Annotated in this window: 15 protein-coding genes and 6 pseudogenes; 12 read left to right on the top strand and 9 right to left on the bottom strand. The window is 57.6% G+C overall.

The genetic code is table 11. The features are described from left to right. Positions 1 to 89 precede the first annotated feature (89 nt). The 6 genes and pseudogenes from AC0NIH_RS31075 to AC0NIH_RS31100 all read left to right on the top strand — a co-directional run bounded on the left by AC0NIH_RS31075 (position 90) and on the right by AC0NIH_RS31100 (position 13,051). Positions 90 to 7,163 carry a hybrid non-ribosomal peptide synthetase/type I polyketide synthase gene (locus tag AC0NIH_RS31075; protein ID WP_473469502.1) on the top strand — a complete coding sequence of 2,358 codons (7,074 nt, stop codon included), beginning with the start codon at positions 90 to 92 and terminating at the stop codon, positions 7,161 to 7,163. A 217-nt stretch (positions 7,164 to 7,380) separates the two neighbouring features. Beyond that, positions 7,381 to 8,607 (top strand): ATP-grasp domain-containing protein, encoded by a 1,227-nt coding sequence (locus tag AC0NIH_RS31080; protein ID WP_473469504.1) that lies wholly within the window; start codon positions 7,381 to 7,383, stop codon positions 8,605 to 8,607. Positions 8,608 to 8,796: 189 nt separating this feature from the next. After that, positions 8,797 to 10,296 carry a M81 family metallopeptidase gene (locus tag AC0NIH_RS31085; RefSeq protein ID WP_473469506.1) on the top strand — a complete coding sequence of 500 codons (1,500 nt, stop codon included), beginning with the start codon at positions 8,797 to 8,799 and terminating at the stop codon, positions 10,294 to 10,296. A 457-nt stretch (positions 10,297 to 10,753) separates the two neighbouring features. Next, positions 10,754 to 12,076, top strand: a complete 1,323-nt coding sequence (locus AC0NIH_RS31090) for an aminotransferase class III-fold pyridoxal phosphate-dependent enzyme (RefSeq protein WP_473469508.1) — start codon at positions 10,754 to 10,756, stop codon at positions 12,074 to 12,076. A gap of 315 nt (positions 12,077 to 12,391) precedes the next feature. After that, positions 12,392 to 12,523 (top strand): annotated as a pseudogene (locus AC0NIH_RS31095) (hypothetical protein); the annotation flags it as partial. A gap of 63 nt (positions 12,524 to 12,586) precedes the next feature. Next, positions 12,587 to 13,051 carry a GntR family transcriptional regulator gene (locus tag AC0NIH_RS31100; RefSeq protein ID WP_473469511.1) on the top strand — a complete coding sequence of 155 codons (465 nt, stop codon included), beginning with the start codon at positions 12,587 to 12,589 and terminating at the stop codon, positions 13,049 to 13,051. A gap of 16 nt (positions 13,052 to 13,067) precedes the next feature. Here AC0NIH_RS31100 and AC0NIH_RS31105 read toward each other — a convergent pair. Together AC0NIH_RS31105 and AC0NIH_RS31110 are read right to left on the bottom strand one after the other, a co-directional pair. Further along, a pseudogene (locus AC0NIH_RS31105) lies at positions 13,068 to 13,306 on the bottom strand (ATP-binding protein); the annotation flags it as partial. Positions 13,307 to 14,487: 1,181 nt separating this feature from the next. After that, positions 14,488 to 14,748: pseudogene (locus tag AC0NIH_RS31110) on the bottom strand (transposase); the annotation flags it as partial. A 321-nt stretch (positions 14,749 to 15,069) separates the two neighbouring features. Here AC0NIH_RS31110 and AC0NIH_RS31115 point away from each other — a divergent pair. The 4 genes and pseudogenes from AC0NIH_RS31115 to AC0NIH_RS31130 form a co-directional block, all read left to right on the top strand. Continuing rightward, positions 15,070 to 15,846, top strand: coding sequence for an IS110 family transposase (locus tag AC0NIH_RS31115; RefSeq protein ID WP_473469509.1), 777 nt, complete (start codon positions 15,070 to 15,072; stop codon positions 15,844 to 15,846). Between the two features lie 631 nt (positions 15,847 to 16,477). Continuing rightward, a complete protein-coding gene (speB, locus tag AC0NIH_RS31120) occupies positions 16,478 to 17,437 on the top strand; it encodes an agmatinase (protein ID WP_474025102.1) in 960 nt (319 codons plus the stop codon). A gap of 11 nt (positions 17,438 to 17,448) precedes the next feature. Further along, positions 17,449 to 17,751: pseudogene (locus AC0NIH_RS31125) on the top strand (hypothetical protein); the annotation flags it as partial. A gap of 64 nt (positions 17,752 to 17,815) precedes the next feature. Next, positions 17,816 to 17,939 (top strand): annotated as a pseudogene (locus AC0NIH_RS31130) (aminotransferase class III-fold pyridoxal phosphate-dependent enzyme); the annotation flags it as partial. Positions 17,940 to 18,228: 289 nt separating this feature from the next. Here the strand turns inward: AC0NIH_RS31130 and AC0NIH_RS31135 are convergent. The 3 genes from AC0NIH_RS31135 to AC0NIH_RS31145 form a co-directional block, all read right to left on the bottom strand. Beyond that, positions 18,229 to 19,227, bottom strand: coding sequence for a site-specific integrase (locus tag AC0NIH_RS31135; protein WP_473469849.1), 999 nt, complete (start codon positions 19,225 to 19,227; stop codon positions 18,229 to 18,231). Further along, positions 19,224 to 19,421 (bottom strand): hypothetical protein, encoded by a 198-nt coding sequence (locus tag AC0NIH_RS31140; protein ID WP_474025112.1) that lies wholly within the window; start codon positions 19,419 to 19,421, stop codon positions 19,224 to 19,226. The genes AC0NIH_RS31135 and AC0NIH_RS31140 overlap by 4 nt, the downstream gene beginning before the upstream one ends. Positions 19,422 to 19,484: 63 nt before the next feature. Next, entirely contained in the window at positions 19,485 to 20,084 is a 600-nt protein-coding gene (locus AC0NIH_RS31145; protein ID WP_474025113.1) for a tyrosine-type recombinase/integrase, read from the bottom strand. 229 nt (positions 20,085 to 20,313) lie between these two features. On the opposite strand from AC0NIH_RS31145, the pseudogene AC0NIH_RS31150 reads away from it, so the two are divergent. After that, a pseudogene (locus tag AC0NIH_RS31150) lies at positions 20,314 to 20,523 on the top strand (site-specific integrase); the annotation flags it as partial. Here the strand turns inward: AC0NIH_RS31150 and AC0NIH_RS31155 are convergent. Both AC0NIH_RS31155 and AC0NIH_RS31160 read right to left on the bottom strand, forming a co-directional pair. Further along, positions 20,488 to 20,796, bottom strand: coding sequence for a hypothetical protein (locus AC0NIH_RS31155; protein ID WP_474025114.1), 309 nt, complete (start codon positions 20,794 to 20,796; stop codon positions 20,488 to 20,490). The pseudogene AC0NIH_RS31150 and the gene AC0NIH_RS31155 sit on opposite strands and share 36 nt — an antisense overlap. After that, the gene (locus AC0NIH_RS31160) at positions 20,732 to 21,544 is read right to left on the bottom strand and encodes a site-specific integrase (protein ID WP_473469882.1); all 813 of its coding nucleotides are present in this window, start codon (positions 21,542 to 21,544) and stop codon (positions 20,732 to 20,734) included. The genes AC0NIH_RS31155 and AC0NIH_RS31160 overlap by 65 nt, the downstream gene beginning before the upstream one ends. A 168-nt stretch (positions 21,545 to 21,712) precedes the next feature. Here AC0NIH_RS31160 and AC0NIH_RS31165 point away from each other — a divergent pair, with 168 nt between their 5' ends. Continuing rightward, complete coding sequence (locus AC0NIH_RS31165; RefSeq protein WP_474025104.1) at positions 21,713 to 21,913, top strand: hypothetical protein; 201 nt, start codon at positions 21,713 to 21,715, stop codon at positions 21,911 to 21,913. On the opposite strand, the gene AC0NIH_RS31170 is transcribed toward AC0NIH_RS31165, so the two are convergent. Both AC0NIH_RS31170 and AC0NIH_RS31175 read right to left on the bottom strand, forming a co-directional pair. Next, positions 21,868 to 22,752, bottom strand: a complete 885-nt coding sequence (locus AC0NIH_RS31170; RefSeq protein ID WP_473469815.1) for a tyrosine-type recombinase/integrase — start codon at positions 22,750 to 22,752, stop codon at positions 21,868 to 21,870. The genes AC0NIH_RS31165 and AC0NIH_RS31170 overlap by 46 nt on opposite strands. Next, positions 22,749 to 23,606, bottom strand: coding sequence for a site-specific integrase (locus tag AC0NIH_RS31175; protein ID WP_473469813.1), 858 nt, complete (start codon positions 23,604 to 23,606; stop codon positions 22,749 to 22,751). The genes AC0NIH_RS31170 and AC0NIH_RS31175 overlap by 4 nt, the downstream gene beginning before the upstream one ends. Between the last annotated feature and the right edge of the window lie 224 nt (positions 23,607 to 23,830).

Raw genomic sequence — 23,830 nt, forward strand, 5'->3', positions numbered from 1 at the left:
CGAATGACATATTAATTCTCCGAATTTTAAAACCATCTCCAAGAGAGACGTGTAGCCTTCTCCGCACAACTGGATGACTGGAGAAAGCAATGGGCTACGTCACGCGTCCGCTGTCGCATGGGCAGATGGGCCTTTGGATACATCATCAAAAACGACCGATCGGTAGCGAATACAATCTGCCCGTCGAACTGCGCATAAAGGCACCGTTCAACATTGATGCCTTGCGGTGCGCGCTCCAATCATTGATCGACCGGCATGAAATGCTGCGCACGACCTTTCACCAGGAAGGCGAGCAGATCCATCAGCGCATTCACGAGACAGGCCTTCTGAGTTTTCATGTCGTTCGGCTACAAGGTCTCGAAGAGGCGGACTTCCATCACTCCATCGCAGCGGAAGCTCGCTCGTCTTTCGATCTGGAACATGGGCCACTGTTTCGCGCACACCTGTTCTTGCGCAGTACCACAGAAGAGGTTCTCCTCCTCAATTTTCATCACATCATCTCAGACGGCTACAGCATTCGCACCTTCCTGCACGAGTTCGGCAGGCTCTACCAGGCGTTTTGCGGCGACACGGAAATACCGGGTCTGACCACGACGACCCCGTACGAGGACTTCGTAGCCTGGCAGGAGCGACTCCTTTCCGGCGACGACGGGGAGCGTATGTGGGCGTACTGGCGCAGCCAATTTGTCGATCATGAGCCCGACCTGGCCCTTCCGACCGACAAGCCACGAACCGCGCCTGCGACGCACACAGGGTCAGTTTTCTCCCTGGATATCGACAAGTCTGTGGTCGCGCGCTTGGAGCGACTGGCGCACCAGGAAAAAGTGACGCTCGCCACCGTGCTGCTTGCTGCCTATTACGTGCTGCTGCATCGTTATGGCGACCAAGACGACATCACCCTTTACGTGCCACGCCTGGGACGTCCAGCAGGAAGTTTTTCGGGAACCTTCGGCTACTTTGTGACCCTGGCGGCCCTGCGGCAGGATCTTTCCGGAAATCCCATTTTCCTCGACCATTTGCAGCGGGTGCGTCAGCTCATGCGCTGCGCGCGCAGCCACGAACATTTTCCTCTTCCCCTGCTGCTGGAGAAGCTCAAGCTTCCTCCTGCAGCTCATCGCAACCCGCTCGCGCAAGCAGTTTTCAACTTCATTCCGGAGGCGGTGAGTTCTCTTGGATTCACGCCATGCGACGTCGACCTCTCCGGCTTGCCTGCGCAAATCCGACTTTGCGAGACCGATATTTGGATCGACCTTGATTTTCGAATCCTGGCCGGCAAAGAAAGTGTTCGCCTTCACGTCGTATACAATGCGGATTTGTGGGATCCTAGCACCATCGAGCGGCTGGCGAAGCACTATCATTCGTTGCTTGAGGCGATTGCAGATGCGCCGGCGCAACGGATAGGCGATTATAGTCTTCTGACGCCAGAGGAGGAGCACCAGCTTCTGCGTGATTTTAATGACACATCTGCACGTTTTCCGTCCGACATTTGCCTGCACAACCTGATCGAAGCGCAGGCTGCCGCTTACCCAGACAATATTGCCGTCAGCTGCCCATCGGAGGCGCTCAGCTATACAGCACTTGAGCAAAGGGCAAACAGGCTTGCCCATCATTTGATTTCAAAAGGTGTGCGCCTTGGAGACGTGGTCGGCGTTCTCGTTGAGCGTTCGTGCGATCTCATTGTCGGCTTTCTAGCGGTCTTGAAGGCGGGCGCCGTCTATCTTCCTCTCGATCCGCGGCTGCCACCCCAGCGTCTACGCTTCATGGTGCGGGATGCTGGTGCCACTGCGCTCATCAGCAAATCGGAGCTCAGAGAACATACGTTCGGGGAAGCCCTGTCAGGGCGAAACATTGAAGGCGCGAATGGATGTGCGGTGGTTCTCCTCGACAAAATCCGCACCGAAATCGCCCTGCACGAACTCACGCCTCCGCACTGCCCCGCCGGCCCCTCAGATTTGGCTTACGTTATCTATACGTCCGGTTCAACGGGTCAGCCGAAAGGCGTGATGGTTGAACATCGCAGCGCCTGCAACATGGTGGAGGATCTAAAAAACACCTATCAGCTGGGGCCGGACAGCCGGGTATTGCAGTTCGCTTCCTGCGGATTTGATGCATCGCTTTTCGATTTTATGCTGGCTTTATTCTCTGGCGGTCGATTGTGCCTTGCGCCCCCATCAGCGTCGCTGCCTGGGGCAGAGCTTGTCCAGTTCATGCGCCGTGAGCGAATTACCGCGGCCGGTCTTACGCCGACAGCGTGGAACTCCTTGCCGTCGACTGATCTTCCTGATCTCACCGTGATCAAGTCAGGTGGAGAGCCATTGCCGTCGAGCCTCGTTGACCGATGGGGTGATAAGCGCCGCATCTTCAATTCCTATGGTCCTACCGAAACGACCGTCTATTGCATACGGACCGAGGTGAAAGCCGAGGGAAAAAGGCCACCTATTGGGCGCCCCGCCATCAATACTAAGACTTACATCCTCGATCGCTATGGTAATCCAGCACCGGTTGGCGCAATTGGTGAGCTCTACATCGGGGGCATCGGCATAGCCCGCGGCTACATCAATCGCGATGAACTCACGCGCGAGGTTTTCCGGCCAAACCCGTTCGATGATGATCCGCAATCCAGGCTATACAAAACTGGGGATCGGGCTCGGTATCGGTCAGATGGCACGATTGAGTTCCTGGGCCGAAAGGACGGACAGATCAAGATCCGCGGCATGCGGGTCGAGCTTGCCGAAATCGAGCAGTGTCTGATGGAGCACGAAAACGTCAAAGCGTGCTGCGTCACGCTGACAGACGGTCCCGATGAAAATGCGAGCCTGACAGCCTACGTGGTGAGGCGACCGGAAAGTTCGGAGGATATAGTTGAACTTCGGGCTTTCCTACGCGCCGCGCTGCCAGGCTACATGATCCCCTCACAGTTCGTGTTCCTTCCACAGCTACCGACCAATCGTAGCGGCAAGATGGATCGGCGCGCTCTTCCCGATGCGAGGAGAAACGCCTCGACATCGAAGGCCGCAACTTTACCGACTGGTGGGATACAGACAGAAGTGGCTGACATCTGGAAAGACGTTCTGAAGGTAGACTCCATCGGCGTTGAAGACAATTTCTTCGATGTTGGCGGACATTCACTGGCTGTCGTCCAGGTTCAGGCGCGTATCGAAGATCGTCTGGGCATTGATTGCAAGATTCTGGATCTTTTCGAGCACCCCACCATAAGAATGCTCGCAGGGCACTTGGCCGCAATTTCAGACGCCCCTCCCCTCACGTACCACAAGATACCAATTGGCGTCGCCGCAAGCGAAAGCAAGCTCGAACAGAACGGCAATGCTATCGCGATCATCGGCATGGCGGGCAGGTTCCCGGGAGCGGAAAGCGTCGATCAATTCTGGAACAATCTGGTCGATGGCACAGAGTCCATCGCAGATCTGGATGAACAGACATTGCGAGAAGCTGGCGTTGATCCCAATACCTTTGGCAAGCCTAATTATGTGAGGCGCGAAGCCATTATCAGCGGAGTTGATTTGTTTGATGCAGCGTTTTTCGGCATCTCGCCTAAGGAAGCAGCGTGGATGGACCCGCAACAGCGCATCTTGCTGGAAACCGCGTGTCAGGCGCTCGACCATGCGGGATACGGGTCGCGCGAGACAGCCGAGGCCAGAGTCGGTGTTTTTGCTGGCGTAGGGACGAACCACTATCTCGCTGAACGTGAAGCAGGCCGCGACCTGCTGGATTCAGAGAAGTTGCAGATCCGCATTCTTAATGGCCACGATTTCACGGCGACGCGCATTGGTTACAAGCTCAACTTGACCGGCCCCTGCGTGTCAGTTCAGACGGCCTGTTCCACTTCGCTGGTTGCTGTCCACCTCGCTTGCCAAAGCCTGCGCAGCAATGAGTGCGATATGGCGCTGGCAGGCGGCGCATCAATTTCCCTGCCGCATGGAAGGGGCTATCTCCATCAAAAGGGCCATATCTTGTCCCCTGACGGCCACTGCCGTGCGTTCGATGCTAGAGCACAAGGAACGGTGAGAGGCAGCGGAGCAGCGGCCGTCGTTCTCAAGCGGCTGAGCGACGCCTGTAGAGATGGCGACCATATCTGGGCAGTAATAAAGGGGACCGCCATCAACAATGATGGTGCCGCCAAGGTCGGCTTCACTGCCCCCAGTGCTGACGGACAGGCTGCGGTGATCCAAGCTGCCCTCGCCGATGCTGAGGTCTCTGCGGACACCATTGATTATGTGGAGGCGCATGGTACCGGAACCTATCTTGGCGACCCCATCGAAATCTCCGGGCTTACCAAGGCCTTCCGTTCCCAGACTGCAAAAAAGCAATTCTGTGCAATAGGTTCGGTGAAGACAAATGTCGGCCATCTCGACGCCGCGGCCGGCGTAACGGGGCTGATCAAGCTCGCAATGATGCTGAACAAGGGCGTCATTCCTGCTAGCTTGCATTTTGATAAGCCCAATCCAAATATCGACTTTCAGGACAGCCCGGTGTTCGTAAACAAGACCCGCACCGCTTGGCCCAAAGGTGATGCGCCAAGACGCGGCGGGGTTAGTGCATTTGGCATTGGCGGCACGAACGCGCACGCGATTGTTGAGGAGGCTCCGCCGCGAACCGGGGAGCGCGTCAGTCGCGGGCCGCATGTCTTTCCGGCATCGGCGGCGAGCAGGTCGGCAATGACCGAAATGCTCCGGCAACTGGCCGGCTTTATGCGCCGAAGCGATATTCAGCAAAGCGCAGCAAATATCGCATATACGCTGCAAAAGGGTCGAGCCGCTCTCAGATATCGCACAAGTTTCGTGGGATCCGATCCGGCGGAGCTAGCCGACCAACTCGATCAGGCGGCACTGAATACGGACGCGTCGGGAGAGGCGCCAAGCAGTGAACACCACACGGTGTTCATGTTCTCCGGCCAGGGCGGGCAGAAGATCGGAATGGGTCGGGAGCTTTATCAAGAAGAGCCTGTATTCCGCAACGCCATCGACGAATGCGCAAAATGGCTCAACGAGCTCGCACATGTTGATTTCCGCCCCTTGCTCTACTGCGAACGCATATCTGATGGCGAGCTTGAGCCTCAGCTGGAAGCCGTCATACAGCCTGTCATCTTTGCTACGCAATATGCAATGACGAAGCTCTTCATGTCGTGGGGCATTATCCCTGCAGCTGTGATCGGCCACAGCATCGGCGAATATGCAGCCGCTCATTTTGCCGGCATTATCTCGTTACCTGATGCTATTCGACTGACGCTCATAAGGGGACAGTTAACGTCGCGTGTGCCTGCCGGCGGCATTGTTGCAGTCAGCCTGTCGCCGGAAGAGCTCCAGCCCTATTGGAATGAACGCCTGTCATTGGCGGCCATAAACGGGCCTCGTCAGTGCGTCGTTTCGGGGGCCGCATCTGAGATCGCAGCGTTTCATGCGCGATTGGAGGCGAGATCGATTGCGAGTAAGCGAATACGTGCAAGTCATGCCGTGCATTCATCCCTACTTGATCCAATCCTGGCAGAGTTCAAGATTCACGCAGGACGAGTCGATTTGCACGCGCCGCAAATACCTTTCATGTCAACGGTGCTCGGTAACTGGCTTGAGCCGGACGTGCGGCTCGATGGCAGCTACTGGGTCCGAAATCTGCGCGAGACGGTGCAGTTCCATCAAGCCTTCGATCGGTTGGTGCAATCTGGCCACGAATTGTTCATTGAGATGGGGCCTGGCGCAGCCCTGACGGGACATTCCAAGCGGTCAAAATCAAAGGTCACCCTGAGCAGCCCCATCGCCTTTGCAGCGTTGCCAGGGGGCGATCATGAGCAAGGCGATCGCCTGAGACTGTTACAGACATTGGGCAAGCTTTGGAGCTGCGGCGTTCGCATAGATTGGTCCGGCCTGCACGACCGTCACCCCCCGCAGCGTACCCCCCTGCCGCCTTATCCTTTTGATCGCAAGCGTCACTGGCTCGATCCGGTCGTCACCACCAAGGAGCAGGAACAAAATGCCGATTTGAATCAGCCGAACATTGCAGCCAGAGTCATCGATCGCCCGACTGGAAACGAAGAACCACGCAGCCCGATTGTGGCTCAGATATCTGGTGAGCCAGCTTTGGACCGCCAAATTGCGGCGGTCTATCGCGACATTTTGGGCTTGGATGACGTTGCCTTGACCGACAGCTTCTTTGATCTTGGTGGCGATTCGTTGAGTGCCTTAAGCGTCATCGATCGCATCGAGCAGCTCACAGGAGAAAGATTGGCTGTCTCGATGCTGCTGGAACACCAGAGCCCAAGAGGGCTCGCGACAGCCCTCTCGAAGACCCGTGGAGGCGCGCGTCCGAACGCATTGGTGCCGATACAAACCGGCGGTTCACGGACGCCTCTGTTTTGCCCCCACCCTTTTGGGGGACATGTACTCCTATATACGCCTCTTGCTAAGGCACTCGGCACGGAGCAGCCGCTCTTCGGGCTGCAGGCGCGCGGTCTGAATGGTGAGGCAAGACCTCACCTGAGCATTCCCGAGATGGCGCGGGAATACGTTGAGGCCATCAAGAGCGTACAACCGCGCGGCCCCTATCAGCTCGTTGGTTTGTCCATGGGAGGTAGCATTGCTTGGGAAATGGCCTGCCAGTTGCGCGATGCTGGTGGCGAGGTAGCAATAGTTGGGTTGCTCGATGCCAAAGCGCTTCACAAGGATGAAGAGCACACAAGCGGCCGGTATAATCGCCTGCTCGGCAACAGCCCCATTCCCGAGTGGCTGAGCGAGCAAGCGCTCATATTGAGTGTCCTTTTTCCGGCGCTGAAAAAACATTGGCGAAAGCTGAAACCCATCAAACATGAGTGTCAGGTCAAGGCCTTGCTCGATTTCGGAACGCAAGCAAGCAACGTACCCGAAATGGGCGAAACGCAGCTCAATAATATCCTGGCAGTTGCCGAGGCAAATAAAATTGCGCTGCGCGAATATACGCCTCGGCTCAACGACAGCAGGTCCGTTCTTTTTGCAGCCAGGAAGGGGCTGCGCACATTCACTAATGAACCTGATGGCGATCTTGGGTGGAAGCAATACGCGCGAGGCAGCCTGGAAATTCTCGAGGTGCCAGGTGACCATTACACGATGGTCGCTCCGCCCCATGTACGCGTCCTGGCAACGAAGCTCAAAGATTATCTCAATCGAAACGAATAAGCGACGGCACCAGCAGCGGATCGCAAAAGCCGGACCAGGGCCGGTAACCATCCCGTTGCAACAGATCCTTCAAGTAAGTTTACAGAATCTTTGCGACTGTGGATCGCTGACAATGGTACGTTCACCACAAGGTCTGAGATCGGGCACGACTGAAATAGCTTCTGCCGTTGCACGCTAAGGACCGCCGCAAAGCACGCAACGTCGAGGTCAACGGCCGATGACAAGAAGAGCGCTCATCCTGCTGGAAGGTTCAAGATATAATGGTCCGCTATACGTCCAAGCAGCTCTGCAACTTGGTCTTAATCCCATTATCCTGTCGGCTGATCCAGCTCAGTACGACTATATTGGGGCCGGAGGAATTGAGGCAATCCGTGTCGATACAGCCGACCTCGATGCGCTGATCCGCGAATGCTCCCGTCTGAATGCAACCTTTGACATTGCTGGCATTACGTCCGTCGGGGACTCGTTCTATGCGACAGTTGGCAAGCTCTGCCGCCATTTCCATCTGCCCGGACCGAACCCCACATCCATCGAACAATGCTGCGACAAATTCAAGCAACGTCAGCTACTCGCGGAAGCCGGCGTTCCAATACCTGCTTATCGCTTGGCAGCGGATGCGAGTGATGTAGAAGGCGCTGCAGCGGAAATTGGCCTGCCGGTGATTGTTAAGCCAGCCGTAGGCACCGGCAGCCGCGGCGTCCGATTGTGCGGCAACCTCGAAGAGCTAGCCGACCATACGACCTATCTCTTGGGCGGGAAGCACATATGGCAGTCGCTACCGATGATCCTGGTCGAAGAATTCGCACAAGGCCCTTTTTATACCGTTGAGATAATGGGAAATGAAGTTATGGGGATTGGCACCGCTGATTTCGGCCCTCCACCGTATTTCGTCTGTCGTGAGTGCACCAATCCGGCCCCTCTAACGGATGACCAGCATGTGAGTATTGCCGATGTTTCGATGAGTTGCTTGCGAGCTCTCGGCCTTGGCTGGGGACCGACGGGCATTGAAATCCGGTGGACGAAGCACGGCCCAGTGGTGATTGAAGTCAATCCGCGCCTTGCAGGTGGAACCACTCCTCAACGGTTTCAACTGGCTTGCGGTGTCGACCTCATCACCGAGCATATCAAGCTTGTCATCGGCGAGGAATGGGATTTGCGCAGAAGGCATTCACACACCGCGGCTGTGCGGTATCTAATTCCTGATCGCGATGGCACCCTCGAATCGATCGGTGGCTACAGTCAGGCGGCTGCTGTACCAGGTGTCGCCGAGGTTAAATTTTATGTTCAACCCAAGACGTCGATCCTCATAAACGGCGATATGCGAGACTACATCGGACATGTCATCGCCGCTTCACCCACCCATGCTCGGACCGAGACAATACTACAGCGTGCTGTCGACTTAATCGATTGGTCGATCACACCATTCCCAACCCCTGGCGAATAGGAACAACCTGCGGTACGCTAAGAGCTCCAGCACTAATCCCAAGCGCAGCCTCTTGCGAGTCACCACCGCCACCCATCCGCAACGTGGAAACCGCAGCATAAACGTAGCAGTACGTCCTTGCACGCTGACCAGTAAAGTAGCCGACGCCCTGGCGATCAAATGCTGACATTCAGGAGGAAATATTACATTATGAAGCGCATAGCAGTCGGACGCCTGTTTCATGAATCGCATGGATATGCGCCTGGCACGGCGGCGGCAGATATCACGGTCGTTCGCGGGCAAGCTCTCATCGAGGGGGCCAAGGGAAATGGCACCACGCTTGGAGGGATTGTCGACGCTTTGATTGAACGCGCTGATATTGAAATCCTTCCCATTTCAGATTCGATGATCGCGCCGAGCGGCGCCATCGATCATTGTTTCTATCTTGAGCAACGCCGATTCTGGGGCGAGGAACTCAAGAAGCTCGCGCCCGATGCGATTGTCCTCGACCTGCATGGGTCGATGTCTACTACTCAGCTCGAAGATGCGGAAGGTGATTTCCTCTCCTACATTCGCGGCGCCATGGGCGGAAACGCAGTCATCGGAGTAGGTCTCGACCTTCATGCCAATATAACGCCGCAGATGCTGAAGGCAGCGGACATCTGCATCGCCTGCAAGAACAATCCCCATGACGATTACTACGATAATGGCAAGAAGGTCGTCAGATTGGTCTTCGATGTGGTCGAAGGCCGTCTGCGCCCGGTCTATACCTTCGCGAAAACCCGAATGATTGCCCCAGGCAGGCTCGAAACTCATCTCAGCCCACTTAAGGAAATGCATGCACGTGCCCGTGCGATCGAGAAGTCGGAAGCGCCAGTGGTGGACCTTAGCATCTACAACGCCTATCGCTTTGCTGATCTAACGGATATGGGTCAGGCCGCTGTGATACTGAGCAACGGGCCATATGCGCAAGCCAAGGCGATCGTGGAGGATTACGCCCAGGAGTTCTGGGACCTGCGCGAGAGCTTCAAGGATGAAACTTTAACGATCGCAGAGGCGCTGGATGCGACTGTGGAAAACAAGAGTGGCCTCACCAAGGCGCTTGCCGATCTTGGTGACCGGACGCTGGCCGGCGCGCCGGGAGACAGCACCTTGATCCTGCAGGCCGCACTGAAGCATCCCGTGAAGCTCCAGGGCGCGATGACGGTCAATGATCCGGAAACGGTGGTCCAGGCATATGCCGCCGGGGTCGGCGCAAGAATCAAGATGCATCTCGGCGGCAAGATGACCCCGCTATATCTGCCCTTCGAGGTCGAAGGCGAGGTCAAGCTGCTCAACAGCAAGGATATCAAACTCATTGGACCCAATTTTGCGAACGAATCCGCTGCCATGGGAAAGACGGCCCTCATCGAGATTGACAACCGTTTCCTTGTGATTGCCACTTCAAAGCCAGGGTTCATCGTTGATCGCGCCAATTTCGAATCCCACGGCGTCAATATCCGGGAGCAAAACTTTATCGTGTTGAAGTCGCAGTTCCACTTCAATCGCAATTTCGAGGGCGTCGCGGCGACTATCTATGTTGCAAGCGCCGGCCTCTCGTATTTCGTGCCAGGTGCTTTCCCCAAAAAATGCGCGCGGGTCTGGCCGGACACCAATGTGAGTGACGCGCCCATTGTCGCGGCTCAAGTAGTGGAGCGTTTAGCCGTATAGGGCATTTTCGCGACACCAGGCCAGCTAACTCGCCGGTAGGCCTCGAGCTTCTTTCAGGCAATCGCACTCCTCCAGTGCAATCAATGTCTCTGTGCTGCCAAGGGTCTCCGGATCGGCGCTCTCTTCGTCACGAGGAGCGCAGGTGCAATATAACTTAAAGAAAACTTAAACGATATTCATGTACTTAGCTCGCTATGGACTGTATAGTGTCGCAGAACCATATTATACCTCTAATGCGCGATGGGTGGAAAATATAATGAAGACCCCTCTCGTGATGCATGGCAAGGAGGGTATCCGGCGCGATGCACTAAGTCGAAAATCACCTTTGAATGGTGATCCAAAATAGTACTGGATAGCACCAGTTACGTCTTCGGTTCGTAAATCATACATGGCATGTTATTGTCCATACAATCGCATTTCATCTGCTCCTAACTTAGATTATCTCGCGGAAACAGGATTGAGGCGATCGGTGTTAACAAGCAAAGACCGAGGTCTTACCCGCGAATACCGGCAGGATTGGTCGATCTATGACATTGCTTGGACTGCCTTCGATGTCTTGGTGGCCGGGCCGGCCACCGATCCGCGCTCGCCAGAAGTGGCGCTCCGCCGTCGGGGCAATTGCTTGGACCGAGTGCGCAAAGCAGGCGATTGGCTGGTGCTGCACAGGGCCGTCAGCATTCTCATGCAGCTTGGAAACTCGGGCGAGAGGGAACCGTTTGCGATGCAGCAGTCCGCTGAAACTCGGTCTACGATTGACGACGCCGTTGCGCAGGAGCAGCGCGTCTATGAAAGCTCGAACCCGACGAGCAGTCAGAAATTTGAAGCCGCCAAGGAGGTCTTGCCTGGCGGCAACACTCGAGGTTCGCTTTATTTCGATCCGTTCCCGCTTTTCTTCAGCTCCGCACGATCCAGCAATGTGATCGATGTGGACGGCCAAGAATATTCGGATTTCGTAAGTAGCCTAACCGCCGCCTTGTTTGGTCATTCGAACGAAGCGATCGTGTCATCGCTCAAATCCGCACTGGACAACGGAATGAGCTACGGGGGCACGCACGATCATGAGGTGGCGTTTGCCCGCGAGATCTGCAGTCGCTTTCCGTCCATCCTGACGTTGGGGACGGAGGCAAATGTGGCGGCCATCCAACTTGCCAGGGCCGAAACCGGACGGCGATTGCTGCTGGGCCTTTTCGGTGGCTGCCACGGTAACGTCTTAAACTGGCTTGAGCCCAAGAGTGAGATGAATGTCGATCGTGCGGACGTCCGCCTGGCGCGATACAATCACATCGAAACCGTCGAGCAGATGGTCCGAAACGAGGGCAAGGACATCGCGGCCATTCTGGTCGAGCCGATCATGGGCAGCGCTGGCGACTTCCTGGCCGAGATAACATTCCTGAGACGACTTCGTTCGGTCTGCGATGAGATCGGCGCATTGCTGATATTCGACGAGGTGCAAACCGCAAGGTTCGCCATGGGCGGTTATCAATCGGTAATCGGTGTCTATCCGGATCTGACCACGCTCGGCAAGTTTTTCGGCGGCGGCCTCAACTTCGGGGCTTTGTGCGGGCACGCGCGACATATGGACAGGTTGGAACCCGGTCATGAGAGAATGCTCTCGCACGGCGGCACCTTTAGCAACAACGTTCTGACCATGATCGAGGGACATGCTGCACTGAAGAAGGTCTTCGTTCAGGAAAACGTCGACTGGTTGAATGCGCGCTCCAACGACTGCGGTCTGCTTTGCTGCGTCAGACGAACAGCCGAGGGGTGCCCCTGCAATTAGGTCGTTTCGGCTCGCTCATCTCGACACATTTCCAAGCGACGATGCCGCGAGGGCCTGAGGATGTAAAGACGCCGCCGATCTTTCGAAAGCAGTTTCAGCGCTTATGATCATATTCATCACCAGGCGCGTTGACATGTTCCTGGACCGATATGGCGAACTGACCGATGACTACCCGCTGACGATTCGCACGCCAATATCGAAGCGGCTATCAGCCGGTCAAGTCGAGGACATTGCTGTGAATGCGCGAACAATTCTGCCTTTTAGTCCTGTCCCGTTGAGGACGGCAAACTCGCGCCGTCCGGGGTGCGCTTACCAATGATAGATCTGGGCGGACATCCACAGACGACCCTGTCCGATAGGGTATATCGCATAGTGCGTGAAAGCATCAGATCCGGCGTTTATGGGCCCGGTGAGAAGATCACGCACCGCGCTGTAGCCTCTCAACTGGGGGTCAGCGTTACGCCGGTCAGAGAGGCAGTCACGCGCCTAGTGTCCGAGGAAAGCCTGTCGATGGCAGGTCCAAAGACCATTGTCGCTCCAAGCCTAGGGCGCTCAGATTTGGAGGAAATCACGAAGATCCGCGTCAATCTTGAAGGATGGGCGGCGGAACTTGCGGCGGAAAATGCCTCGGCGACCTTCATTCGCGAGTTGGAGCAGCATCATCTTGCCTATTGCAAGCATCGGAGGTCTCACGACACTAGGGCGAAGATTGCGGCAAACGCCAAGTTTCACTTCGCACTGTATGCCCAGTCGAAAGCGCCCAGACTTCTGGCGATCATCGACAATCTTTGGGTGACAATGGGTCCCACACTGGGCCTTCTTGCATATTGGGGAGAAGACAACGACGGTGAGAGATTTCACGATGCCGCAATCTCTGCACTTAAGGCAAGAAACACTGCCGCCGTCCAGGCCGCGATAGTCGATTATATACTCACTGGTCGTCTGAAAATCCTGCAAATTCTAGAGCTTGAATAGGAACGAATGTTTGAGATCAGGCCGTTGAGTTCCACCGAGAACTGCCCCGGCATTTCCACCGAGAACTGACCCGCCTGTCATGTATGTTTCGGTTCTGTGTTGTGGTCAAGGTTCTGGCTTTCTCCTTCGCTTTTTTAGGCTCGTGCGCGGAGCTGTTTTGAATCGGAAGCTGTCGTTTTCCGGTTTCTAAATTAGGATATGGCAATGATGGGTCAGTCGGTCGAGAAGCGCGGTTGTCATCTTGGCATCACCGAAGTTGTCATGATACCTCCTTCCTTGATCGTCTGTTGCGTGCGATCCGCGCCCGCAGCGTGTTGATCTGGTCGTCTGAAAGTTCGATTTGCCAGGCTGCCCCTTCGTTAGCTGGTGTCCCTCGAACCAGCCGCGTGCGAGATAGTCGAAGACGGTTTGTGGTGTGACGCCCAAGGCAGCCGCCGCCCCTTGAACAGAGTACGATCCGTCCGGCCATCGATCGGGATTGGCGCTCGTGCCGCTGATCTTGACGGTGGGGATGCCCCAGCGTGTCCGCAGAAGCCAGACATTCTCACCCTTGAATGGGCAACCGCGTGCTGCGACCAAGCCTTCCGCGTTCAAGGTCGCAGCAATCTCCTTGTCCATTTTGCCCGCGGCATTGAGTTCGATCACGCGGCGCCGCAGCCGCTCCAGATCGATGTAGTCGCCGTAGGTGTGGACCCGCCTTTGGAGAGAGTGCTCGCTTGTCGCTCCCGTCTGCCACAGGATCTTGAACCAGACCTGGCCCCGGAAGCGCTTCTGGTCGAGGATGACCTCGTCAATGATGAGGCGCAGAATACCCTTGCGCGCGGCCGCCATCGTCGCAGGCGAGTGCCAGATGCCGGGCAGATCTTCGCCCAGCCTTTGCAGCGCCTCGCGATCCGGCTCGTTCAGAACCAGCGGCTCGTCCTGCCGCCACCGTTCATAATCCTGTTCGATCGCCTCGGCGGCGCGAAGCTTCTCTTCCCAGACGCGCTCCAGTGAACGCGCCACCAAACGGTTCTCCGGCTCGACCGCATCATATTGGCGCAACGCTCTTTCCGCCTCATAGCGCGCCCGCTCGCGCCGCAGCGCCCACTGCCGCTCAAGCTGACGCGTCTCGTCTTCGATCTGGCCCAGTGCGGCGATGGCGATGCGATCTTGTCCGGCCTCAAGGCCTCCAGCAGGATGCTTTCGACGTGCGCGTCGACGGGCAATGCACAGAGCTGGCTTCGTTTATTTGGACAGCGCCCTGCGGAATTTAAGTGGTTTCCTGCCGGGTTACGTTGAACGCAGGGCTTTGTGATTTTGCTGCGGCGCCGGGAGGACGAAGCCCGACCAGAGCTGCAGCAAAATCGCGCGGCGACGATCATGCGGCCGTCGCCATCGCGTGCGGGCCGAAGTAAGCCTCGTCGGGCGTGTGCCCGTCAAGGCTGGCCGGACAAAAAATCGTTCTCCAGCGCCAGCTCACCGATCTTGGCGTGCAACGCCTTCAAATCGACCGGCGCCTCGCTCGAACCCGCCTTGTCCTGCCCGAACACGCCCGCGGCGCCTTCGAGCAATTGGTTCTTCCAGGTCGTGATCTGGTTCGGATAAACGTCGAACTGTTGCGCCAGCTCCGAAAGCGTCTTCTCCCCCTTTACCGCGGCCAATGCCACCTTCGCCTTGAATGCCGGTGAATGCGTCCGGCGGCTTCTCTTCGTCATCTCAACTCCTGATTCCCGGCGAGAATCCTCGCCAATCTCAGGCAGAAAATCCACTTATGCCACTGTCCGATTTTGCGGAGCCAGCTCTCCCTTGCGCGGCACGCCCGAATGGCCGGCTTCGTAGCGGTTGATGTTGTTGGCCAGTCGCCTCTGGTTCTCATGAACTCCTCCCAGCCGATATAACCAGGATGGGCAGCCTGAAGGCAAACCTCCCAGTCGGCGATCGGGACCTTGGTTGCGTGTTTCAGATGATATGGGGCGAGCGGCGAGGGTGTGGCATCCTTCGGCGCTCCAAGATCATCCAGCAGAAGGAGCGTCCCCATGTCGCAATCTTTTGACGCGAGCCGGTCCCTTACCGCTCTTGAACAAGATAACACGATCGTCGCCGTCATCGAAATGAGCAAGGCGAAGTGGCTGGTCGCCGCGCTGGTTCCGGGCTTCAAGCGCCAGCCGCTCAAGAAGCTCGATGCCGATGCGCCAGCTCTGTTGAAACTGCTGCAGCGCTGGCGCGACGAAGCCGGCCAGGCCGGGCACCCGATCAAGCGCATCGCCGTCGCCTATGAGGCGGCTGGCGACGGCTTCTGGTTGGCGCGCTGGCTGCGGGGACAAGCCATCGAGGCCTACACCATCCACCCTGCCAGCGTTGCAGTGTCGCGCGAGCACCGCCGCGCCAAGACCGATCGCCTCGACACTGAGCTATTGATGCGTGCCTTTCTTGGCTGGCTGCGCGGCGAAAAGCGCCATTGCACCATGGCGGCGATCCCGACCATGGAAGAGGAGGACTCGCGGCGACCGAGCCGCGAGCGCGAGCGCCTGATCGGCGAGCAGACGCGGCTCGTCAACCGCATCAAGGCGATCCTCGCCCGCTTCGGCATCCGCCACTTGCGGTTGAGCCTGCGCCAGGCTGCGGACAGGCTCGAGGCCATCCGTACAGCTGAGGGGACGGCGCTGCCGCATAACACCCGCGCCGAGCTCCACCGTTTCCTCGAGCGGCTCAGCCTGGTGCGCCAGCAGATCCGCGCCATCGAACAGGAACGGGAGCGCAAGCTCGCCACCGGCCCGGCGGCGGAAAACAACCCGCACGCGATGGACGCGTGACGTAGTCCATTGCTTTCTCCAGTCATCCAGTTGTGCGGAGAAGGCTACACGTCTCTCTTGGAGATGGTTTGAAATTTCGGAGAAATAATGACCGGCGAGATAAATATGTAAGGAGATTCAAGAGGGGAAACGAGGAGTATCAAGCCGTTTCCCGATCGTTGAAGTGGCTTCATATATCTTTACACATCGCGAGCCGTCGGCAGTGTAGAAGTGGTTCCTAACGACGACGACCCGCGCCACCCAAAAGTAGCTGGAGGGTGCGACGGCCAAAGCGTCTTGACCGTCGTGCTCATCAGGTAAGTGCGTGTGATGGAGCACATATGATGCATGCACTCGAATAGGCAGACGGGCACAATCGACGTTTGGGTTTTCCGGCATGCACAGCTGACGATCCCGACGTTGTACATGCGCGAACTGCCTAGTCCAACTGAGTGGGAACGGGCAACTTTCAGAAGATGCCGCGGAGGAATTAAGGATTAGAGCGAAGGCATCAGATGCCAGAGCAACGAGCGGCTGCAAAAACCACACTATTGGTCGAGCACCCGCTGCCCAAAAGCGGGCTATGAGCCCATGTGGTCCAGTGGTGCCGTTGTGGGCAATTTACAAACAAGGTAATTCTCAGGAGTTGAACGTGACGAACCAAATTCCCGACTTCGCGCCCGTTGATGCAAACAAAGTTCCCAAATTCGCAGGAATCGGAAGTTTTATGCGTTCGCGCGTAGTGGATATGGAGGAGGCTCGCGGAGTTGATATCGGTATCGTCGGAGTTCCCTTTGATCTAGGCACGACGTTTCGGCCAGGTAGTCGATTTGCTCCCGTAAGCATTCGTGAAGCGTCGCGTATCGTCCGAATGTCCAACGGTTATACCGGGGTCAACCCCTTCAAACTAGCTAAGATCGCTGATCTTGGAGATGTTGGTGTTCATCCTTCGCAGTTTGACGAAAGTTACAACACTATCGCGGCCGCTTTCCGAGCAATAAAAGACAAAGCCGTCCGGCCGCTGGTTTTGGGCGGAGATCACTCGATATCACTTCCGGTCCTGCGGGGCTTGGCGCACGATAGAGCAGTCGGAATGATCCATTTCGACGCTCATAGCGATACAGTCGATCTGGTTCGAGGCTTTAAGTATACGCATTCATCTCCGTTCCGTCGAGCTGTAGAGGAAGGCCTCCTTGACCCAAAGCGGACCGTCCAGATCGGGCTCCGGAGCGGTCCCGCAGACTGCGAATGGTCGAGGAGCGTAGGTATGGTGGTGATCACCATGGAGGACTTCGAGTCTATGGGGCGAGACAAGGTAATCGCTGAAGCTCGTCGAGTCGTTGGCGAGGCGCCGACGTACTTGTCGTTCGACATTGACGGACTGGATTCGATTTATTGCCCTGGCACGGGCGTGCCGGAGCCGGGTGGCTTCACCATGCGGGACGCTCTAGTCATGTTGCGTGGTTTCGAGGGAGTAAATTTAATTGGAGCCGACGTTTGTGAGGTCGCTCCATATCTCGATCACGGCAACATTACATCGCTGCATGCGGCGAACCTAGGATTTGAAATCCTGTGCCTGATGGCCATGAACGTTCGCGACGGCAAGAAGTGACCGCAACGACGATGGAGCCAAGGCAAGGAACACCACTCGATTGGCAAGACGGTGTTGGTCACTCATCCAGCAAAGTAAAAGATGACGGCGGCTTGCCGCCAGGCTTCAGTTCCACCGAGACAGTCGAGGCGCTTTCTGAGCTTATCGTTGCTGGTCAGGTCACATCAAGTGACCTGACACAGCGTGCTTTGTCGAGAGCTCAGGAACTTCGAGCAAGAGGCAGTGTAGCGTTCACACGGCTTTGGCCGGATGAGGCCAAAGCTTCTGCAAGACGGGAGGATACACTTGCAGCGTCTGGATCGCCGCGGCCCTCTCTGTTGGCGGGCCTTCCTATTGCGATTAAAGACAATTTCGATGTACGCGGCGATATCACTCGTCGAGGGCCGTCGCTATATCGACTCGCGGCCGGCATCGCGTCAATACCGGCCATCGGCACCCGAAGGTGATCGCGGCGGTGAAGGACCAACTCGATCACTTCACCCATACCTGCCACCAAGTCGTATTGCGTGCCTGGCTTGTCGAGCGACGCGGGCGGAGCGCCGATCCTGCCTTCCCGACGATAAGCGGCACGTCACTGAGTCACGACGCACTTCAATACCTGCTGAACAAGCACCTCGCCGTCGCACGTCGCCACTGCCCATCGCTGGCCAGCAAGCACGTAACGCCGCATGTCCTGAGGCACTATCTACCCCGCCCGACTATGTCGGGTAGCTCTGGACTGTGATGGCAAATCTCTGAGGAATAAGGAAATTTCCCGCAGAAACACCCGGGCCACCCGACATCAGCGCGATCTACAGGCTGTTCAAGAACTCCAGTAGATTGTCGCCGGGCCGGAAGCGGGATGACTTGCCGGAATATTCGGACGTCTTTGCCAACGCCGCCTCCTTCATCGCCAACGTCGCCTCGAGATAGATCTGTGTGGTCTCGACCGATTCATGGCCGAGCCACAGAGCGATGACGGCGCGATCGACGCCCGCCTGCAGGAGGTCCATGGCCATCGTGTGCCTCAAACGATGAACAGTGACGCGCTTTCGATTCAGCGACGGGCAAATGGCAGAAGCGGTCTGGCGGTGTTTGTTCAGCATATACTGAACGCCATGAACGCTCAGCCGCTCACCTCTGGCGCTGGGAAACAGGATACTCTCTTCTCCGCGCTGAGGCTCTTTCAGCCAGCTTCTCAAGACTGCGGTCGTAGACTTGGCGAACGGGGTGCAGCGTTCCTTGCGCCCTTTGCCAATGACGCGCAGGTGGGCGCCCGTGCCGAAGAACAGATCGCCGCGTTTGAGACCCGTGATCTCCGATAGCCGCAATCCGGTCTGCACGGCGACCAGCAGGAACGCGTGATCGCGTCGCCCGGACCAGGTCGATCGATCCGGTGCGGTCAGCAAGGCATCGACCTCTGGGCGGGTAAGAAAATTGACGAGCGTTCGGGTAAAGCGCTTGCTGGGAATCGCAAGCACGCGCTGGATCTGGGCGGAATGCTCGGGTGCCTCGAATGCCGCGTAGCGAAAGAAAGAATGAATTGCCGTGAGGCGCAAGTTGCGGCTGCGGACGCTGATACCCTGATGGTTCTCCAGGTCATCAAGGAAGGCAACGATCAACGGCGCATCGACTTCCGCGAAGTTCAGGCGAGACGGCGGCTTATGCAATGTTCGTTCCGCGAACTTCAGCAACTGCCGAAATGTATCACGATAGGAACTGATCGTATGAGGGCTTGCCTGCCGCTGTTGCATCAGGCGTTGGGTGAAAAAGCGCTCCAAAAGCGGCGCCAGGCTGGCATGCTTGATCATGTCCGATCCTCCCAGCGGCACTCAAGGCGGCGCATTGCCTCTTTCATCAGCTCGGGCGAACCGGTGAGGTACCATTGGGTGTCGGCCACGTGGACATGACCGAGATAGGTGGACAAAATGGGCAGCCGCCGCTCGGGATCCTGCTCGGCTTCGTACCAACGCACCAGCGCGTTCGTCGCGAACACATGCCGCATGTCATGCAGGCGCGGGCCGTAGCTGTCGGTTGCGCCTCGCAGGCCGATCTGGCGAGACAGAGCTTAGAATGTTCGATGAATGTCTCCCACATCAAGGCGGTTGCCCAACTGGGACGTGAACAAATAAGGAGACGCCGCCTGGGCTGCACAATGCTGTCGGCGGCGTTTGAGATAATCCTGGAGCACTGTGCTGGTTGATGCGTGCATCGGCACAAGACGGGATTTGCCGAACTTCGTGCCGCGGATCGTCAGCACCTCGGCATCGAAATCGATGTCCGAGAGCTTGAGGTTGCGGGCTTCGCCGAGGCGCAGGCCGGAAACGCTCAGCAATCCGAACAGGCAATAATATGTCCATGGCCTGAGCTTACAGCGGGTATATCGGCACGGCATCTCAAGCGCCGCGGACAGGAGGCGCTGGATATCTTCCTTGGAGTAGAGATACGGCCGTGCCCGCTTCGGGCGAAAGGGCAGCAAACCATCTGGAGGAACCTGGGTCCGCGGATCAGCGGCAGCCCGATGACGGGCAAATACGCGGACGTAGCCCAGCCGTGTCGCCCAATGCGAAGGCTGCGCATGGGATGGTCGCTGAGCCCAGGCAAGGGCCAGTTCCGTCGTGACATATGGCGTGGCATTAGCCTCCAGAAAGGTGACGAAATCGATCAATCCCCTTTCGGTCTCTCGCAGCTTGAACCCCAGCCCTCGCCGCATCTCGATGTAGTCCTTAGCACCGTGACCGTATCCTTGCGAAGCGGGGTGTTGCGGGGTTTTCGGCCCTTTCCCTGGCATTGCACATAGGCGGCCGGGCCGAGGACAATGTCCTCGCAGCGATTTCGGCAGCACGCAGGCCGGTTTGCACGGCCAGCAACATGTTGGCGAGGCGATTGCCGACTACTTGCAGAAGTCGCGTCCACGCAATGCCAGTCGTCGCGTCTTTTTGCGCGACAAGGCCCCGATCCGGGGTTTCACCGGCCAGTGTGGACTCGGTTCCGTCATCCGACGCTCACTCAAAAGGGCCGGGATCGACCCTCCCACAAAGGGAACGCACCAGTTCCGACATGGGCTTGCCTCAGAGATGTTGCGTGGCGGCGCCTCGCTCGGTGAGATCGGTGAAGTTCTGGGCCACCGTCATGTTCAGACAACGGCGATTTACGCCAAGGTCAACCTTAACGCGTTGCGAACATTGGCGTTGCCGTGGCCGGGAGAAGCCCAATGAGCACACTCCGACAGGCTGTTCATCCGCAGGCAACGGAAGATCGTTGCGCTGCCCGTTCTTGCCAACCACATGGATCTCTCCGGCTACCCAATCGATATCATCGAGTTCGAGCGTCACCACCTCGCTCGACCGCAATCCCAACCGCGCCAATGCGAGGATCATCGCATAATCGCGGCATCCGATAGGAGTTTGCCGATCGATGCTTGGCGAGCAAATGGGTGACCTCATCGCGGCCAATCGCACGAGGAATGGACGACAGTGACCAATTGGCCACGATCGGAACCGCTGCTGCCAGGTCTGACGTGATGTCCCCACGATAACGCACATAGGAGAGAAACGACCGCAGTGCGGTGGTCATGATCTTCGCGCGTCGCATGTTGAGGCGCGAAACCCTCTTTCGTACGAAATCGGTCACGTCGACGGCACGCAATTGTGCGAGCGAGATCTCGCCATCACTGAAGCGGAAGTTGAGAAAATCCCGGACAACTGGCCGGTAATTTATGATCGTTTGACGAGACAGCGCCCGCGCGTGATGCAAATACCGCTCATATGCCTGCACATGTTGTTCTACCGGCGATGGGTTGTGGTCGGCCTCAATCTCTTCGGCGATTGCGTTCTGGCTTCGCAGAAAAGCCAGTAGATGTCGAAGAGCGGCGGTATCTCCAAGCTTTGGCCGCTGCGCTCGATCCAGCAAATAACGCCCAGGATGGTCTCCACTTATGTCGCTTAGCTCAATCCCCTTTTGCCCGAGCCACTTGCTGAAGCCTGCGGCCAGCAGCACCTGGTTCCTCATGGAAACAAGACCGTAGCCTCGATCACCGAGCCATTCGGCAAACGGAACGATATAACTCGCCACCGGGCCCCCTGGCGACCGCGACAACGCAAAATCATCATTGATGAAATACTTCATTGTTTGCTCCCTCTCCAGGCTGGATTGCTGGAAGGGCTACAAACTATCTCTACATGCTATCCTATAAACCCTTGGAATCGTGGGGCATCATCCTGCCTACTCGACATAGTCGGGCGGGGTAGATAGTGCCGGCTATGTCTTGATCGATATAGGCGGCATACGCTGGCAATGGACCTGCTCCAGCACGGCGTCGACCGCTCGGTCATCGCTCTGTGGCTGGGCCACGAGTCGGTCGAAACCACCGCCATCTATCTTCAGGCCGACATGAAGCTCAAGGAGCAAGCTCTGGCAAGGACCGACACGGCCGACATCCGGTTGGGCCGCTACAAGCCCGACGACCATCTCCTCACATTCCTGAAGAGCCTCTGATAATGCCGACCCAAAAGCCACAAATCGCCCGCATCTTTGGCCTCCCGGTCGTCACTCGGAATAATCCGGCACTCGGAGTTATGGCGCAGATCGTGAATGCGAACCTCGTCATAGGCCCCACGAGCAACAATATTTGCGTCCCGACGCAACTGCTGGAATGTCCAATGGACCTGCCGCTTGGACGGCACTTGCCCTGAGGCGCCGACGAAGAAAGATGCATCCGATTCGGCCGGAGCGTAGCGGGCGCGGATTGCCACATAGCGCGAGAGCGCAGCGGCGACGCTGGCATCAAATGGTACGTGCCTTGACTTGGTGAACTTGGTCATGCGCACGGTCAGACATCGGCCGGCAATGTCGACGTCGCCGCATCGGAGCTTGAGTGCCTCGGAAATCCGCAATCCCGTGGCTGCGATCAGCCCCAACATGGTCTCGTATGTTGCCGGTCGAATGGAGTGTTGCGGCTGCAGCCGCCGCGCCGCCTGCAGCAGCGCGACGATCTCCTGGTCGGGGTAGATATGTGGCGTCCGGCGCTGGTGCGCTTTGCCGAATATGCTGCTTGCGGGAAGCTCGTTCCGTGGGTAGAGACGTCTCTCATGCTCGGCAAAGGGCCGCAGCACTTCGAGGCGGCGCACCCAGGAGGTTGGCGTCGCGTTCCGCGCCTCCCCCTGAACCCAAGCGACCACGAGCGTCGTCGTCAGCGGGCCGCGATGGCCGGACGGATCGGCGAAGCGAGCGAACGACCGCAGCATTATGCCAGAGGTCTCGAGCGAGAATCCAAGGAGACGTCGCTCCACAAGATAGGCGTCGATCCGCGCCTGCATGGTCAGCGACCCGCTCATGCCACACTCCCCGGCCACGGCATAGCGACCGCCGCGAGCCGCTGAAGGTCGACCTTCGTGTAGATCATGGAGGTGTCGATGCTCCGATGGCGCAGGATATCGGCGATCTGCTTCATGGGCACACCAGCGTTCAGCATGCGGCTGGCGACGCTGTGCCGGAGGATATGAACGCGTGTCTGGGACCAGCCGCAACGTTTGTAGGCGGCGAAAACGGCGCGCCTTACAACGTCTTTTTGGATCGGCAGGTCATAGGGCGCGACGTGGCGTACGAATATTGCGCGGTTCGTGCTCGGTGGACGTTCATGCCGCAGATACGCAGCGATCGCGTCACCCGTCTCGGGCGGCAAGGGAAGGACGTCGAAACGCCGGCCCTTTGACCGGGAAATGCGGATCGTACCCTGCCGCCAATCGATGTCGCCGAGCTGCAGTTGCACAACCTCACTGGTTCGGAGCCCAAGATCGGTCAGGCACCGGACCATGGCGTAGGCCCTCCGGCGCGACGGGAAATCCTTGTCGAATGAAGCGAGCAGAATCTCAATCTGCGTGTCGGAAAGCACATCCGGCAAGCTGCTCAGCCGCCAGCATGCAACGCGAGGGATTGCGCCGAGTAGATGCTGAACGTCGTCGCCCATCATCTGCCGAAACCGGAGATAGCAGCTGATCGCACCCCCAACAATGCGAATGGTGGCGGTCGTCCAGCCCTGCAGTTCGCCGAGGATGAAGCGTCTCACACGCGCCGGCTCAAGGCCGGCGATAGAGATCTCCCCTTCCGGAAACTGTTCCTCAAGAAAGCGTCGAAGAATCCGCTCGCGCCTCGCTCGTGTGCTGACGGCTAACCCGCCGACATCGCGCATGTAGGCCCGGAATGCCGCCAATTCCCCGCCATGTGGTGTGTGCGGTAGCTGCGGGAATGGCGCCTTCGGCACGCAGCACTGCAAGCAAATGCGTGATGGCCGCCCTGAGTTCGTGCGGCAAGCGACGGGCCGGATAAGGGCAGTCACAGACGGGAAGATGCTCGCTGATAAACCGAACTCGCGCGGCTTCGCCTATGGACTCTAACGCGAGCCGTTCGGTCGAG

Source organism: Mesorhizobium sp. WSM1386 (assembly GCF_055901595.1).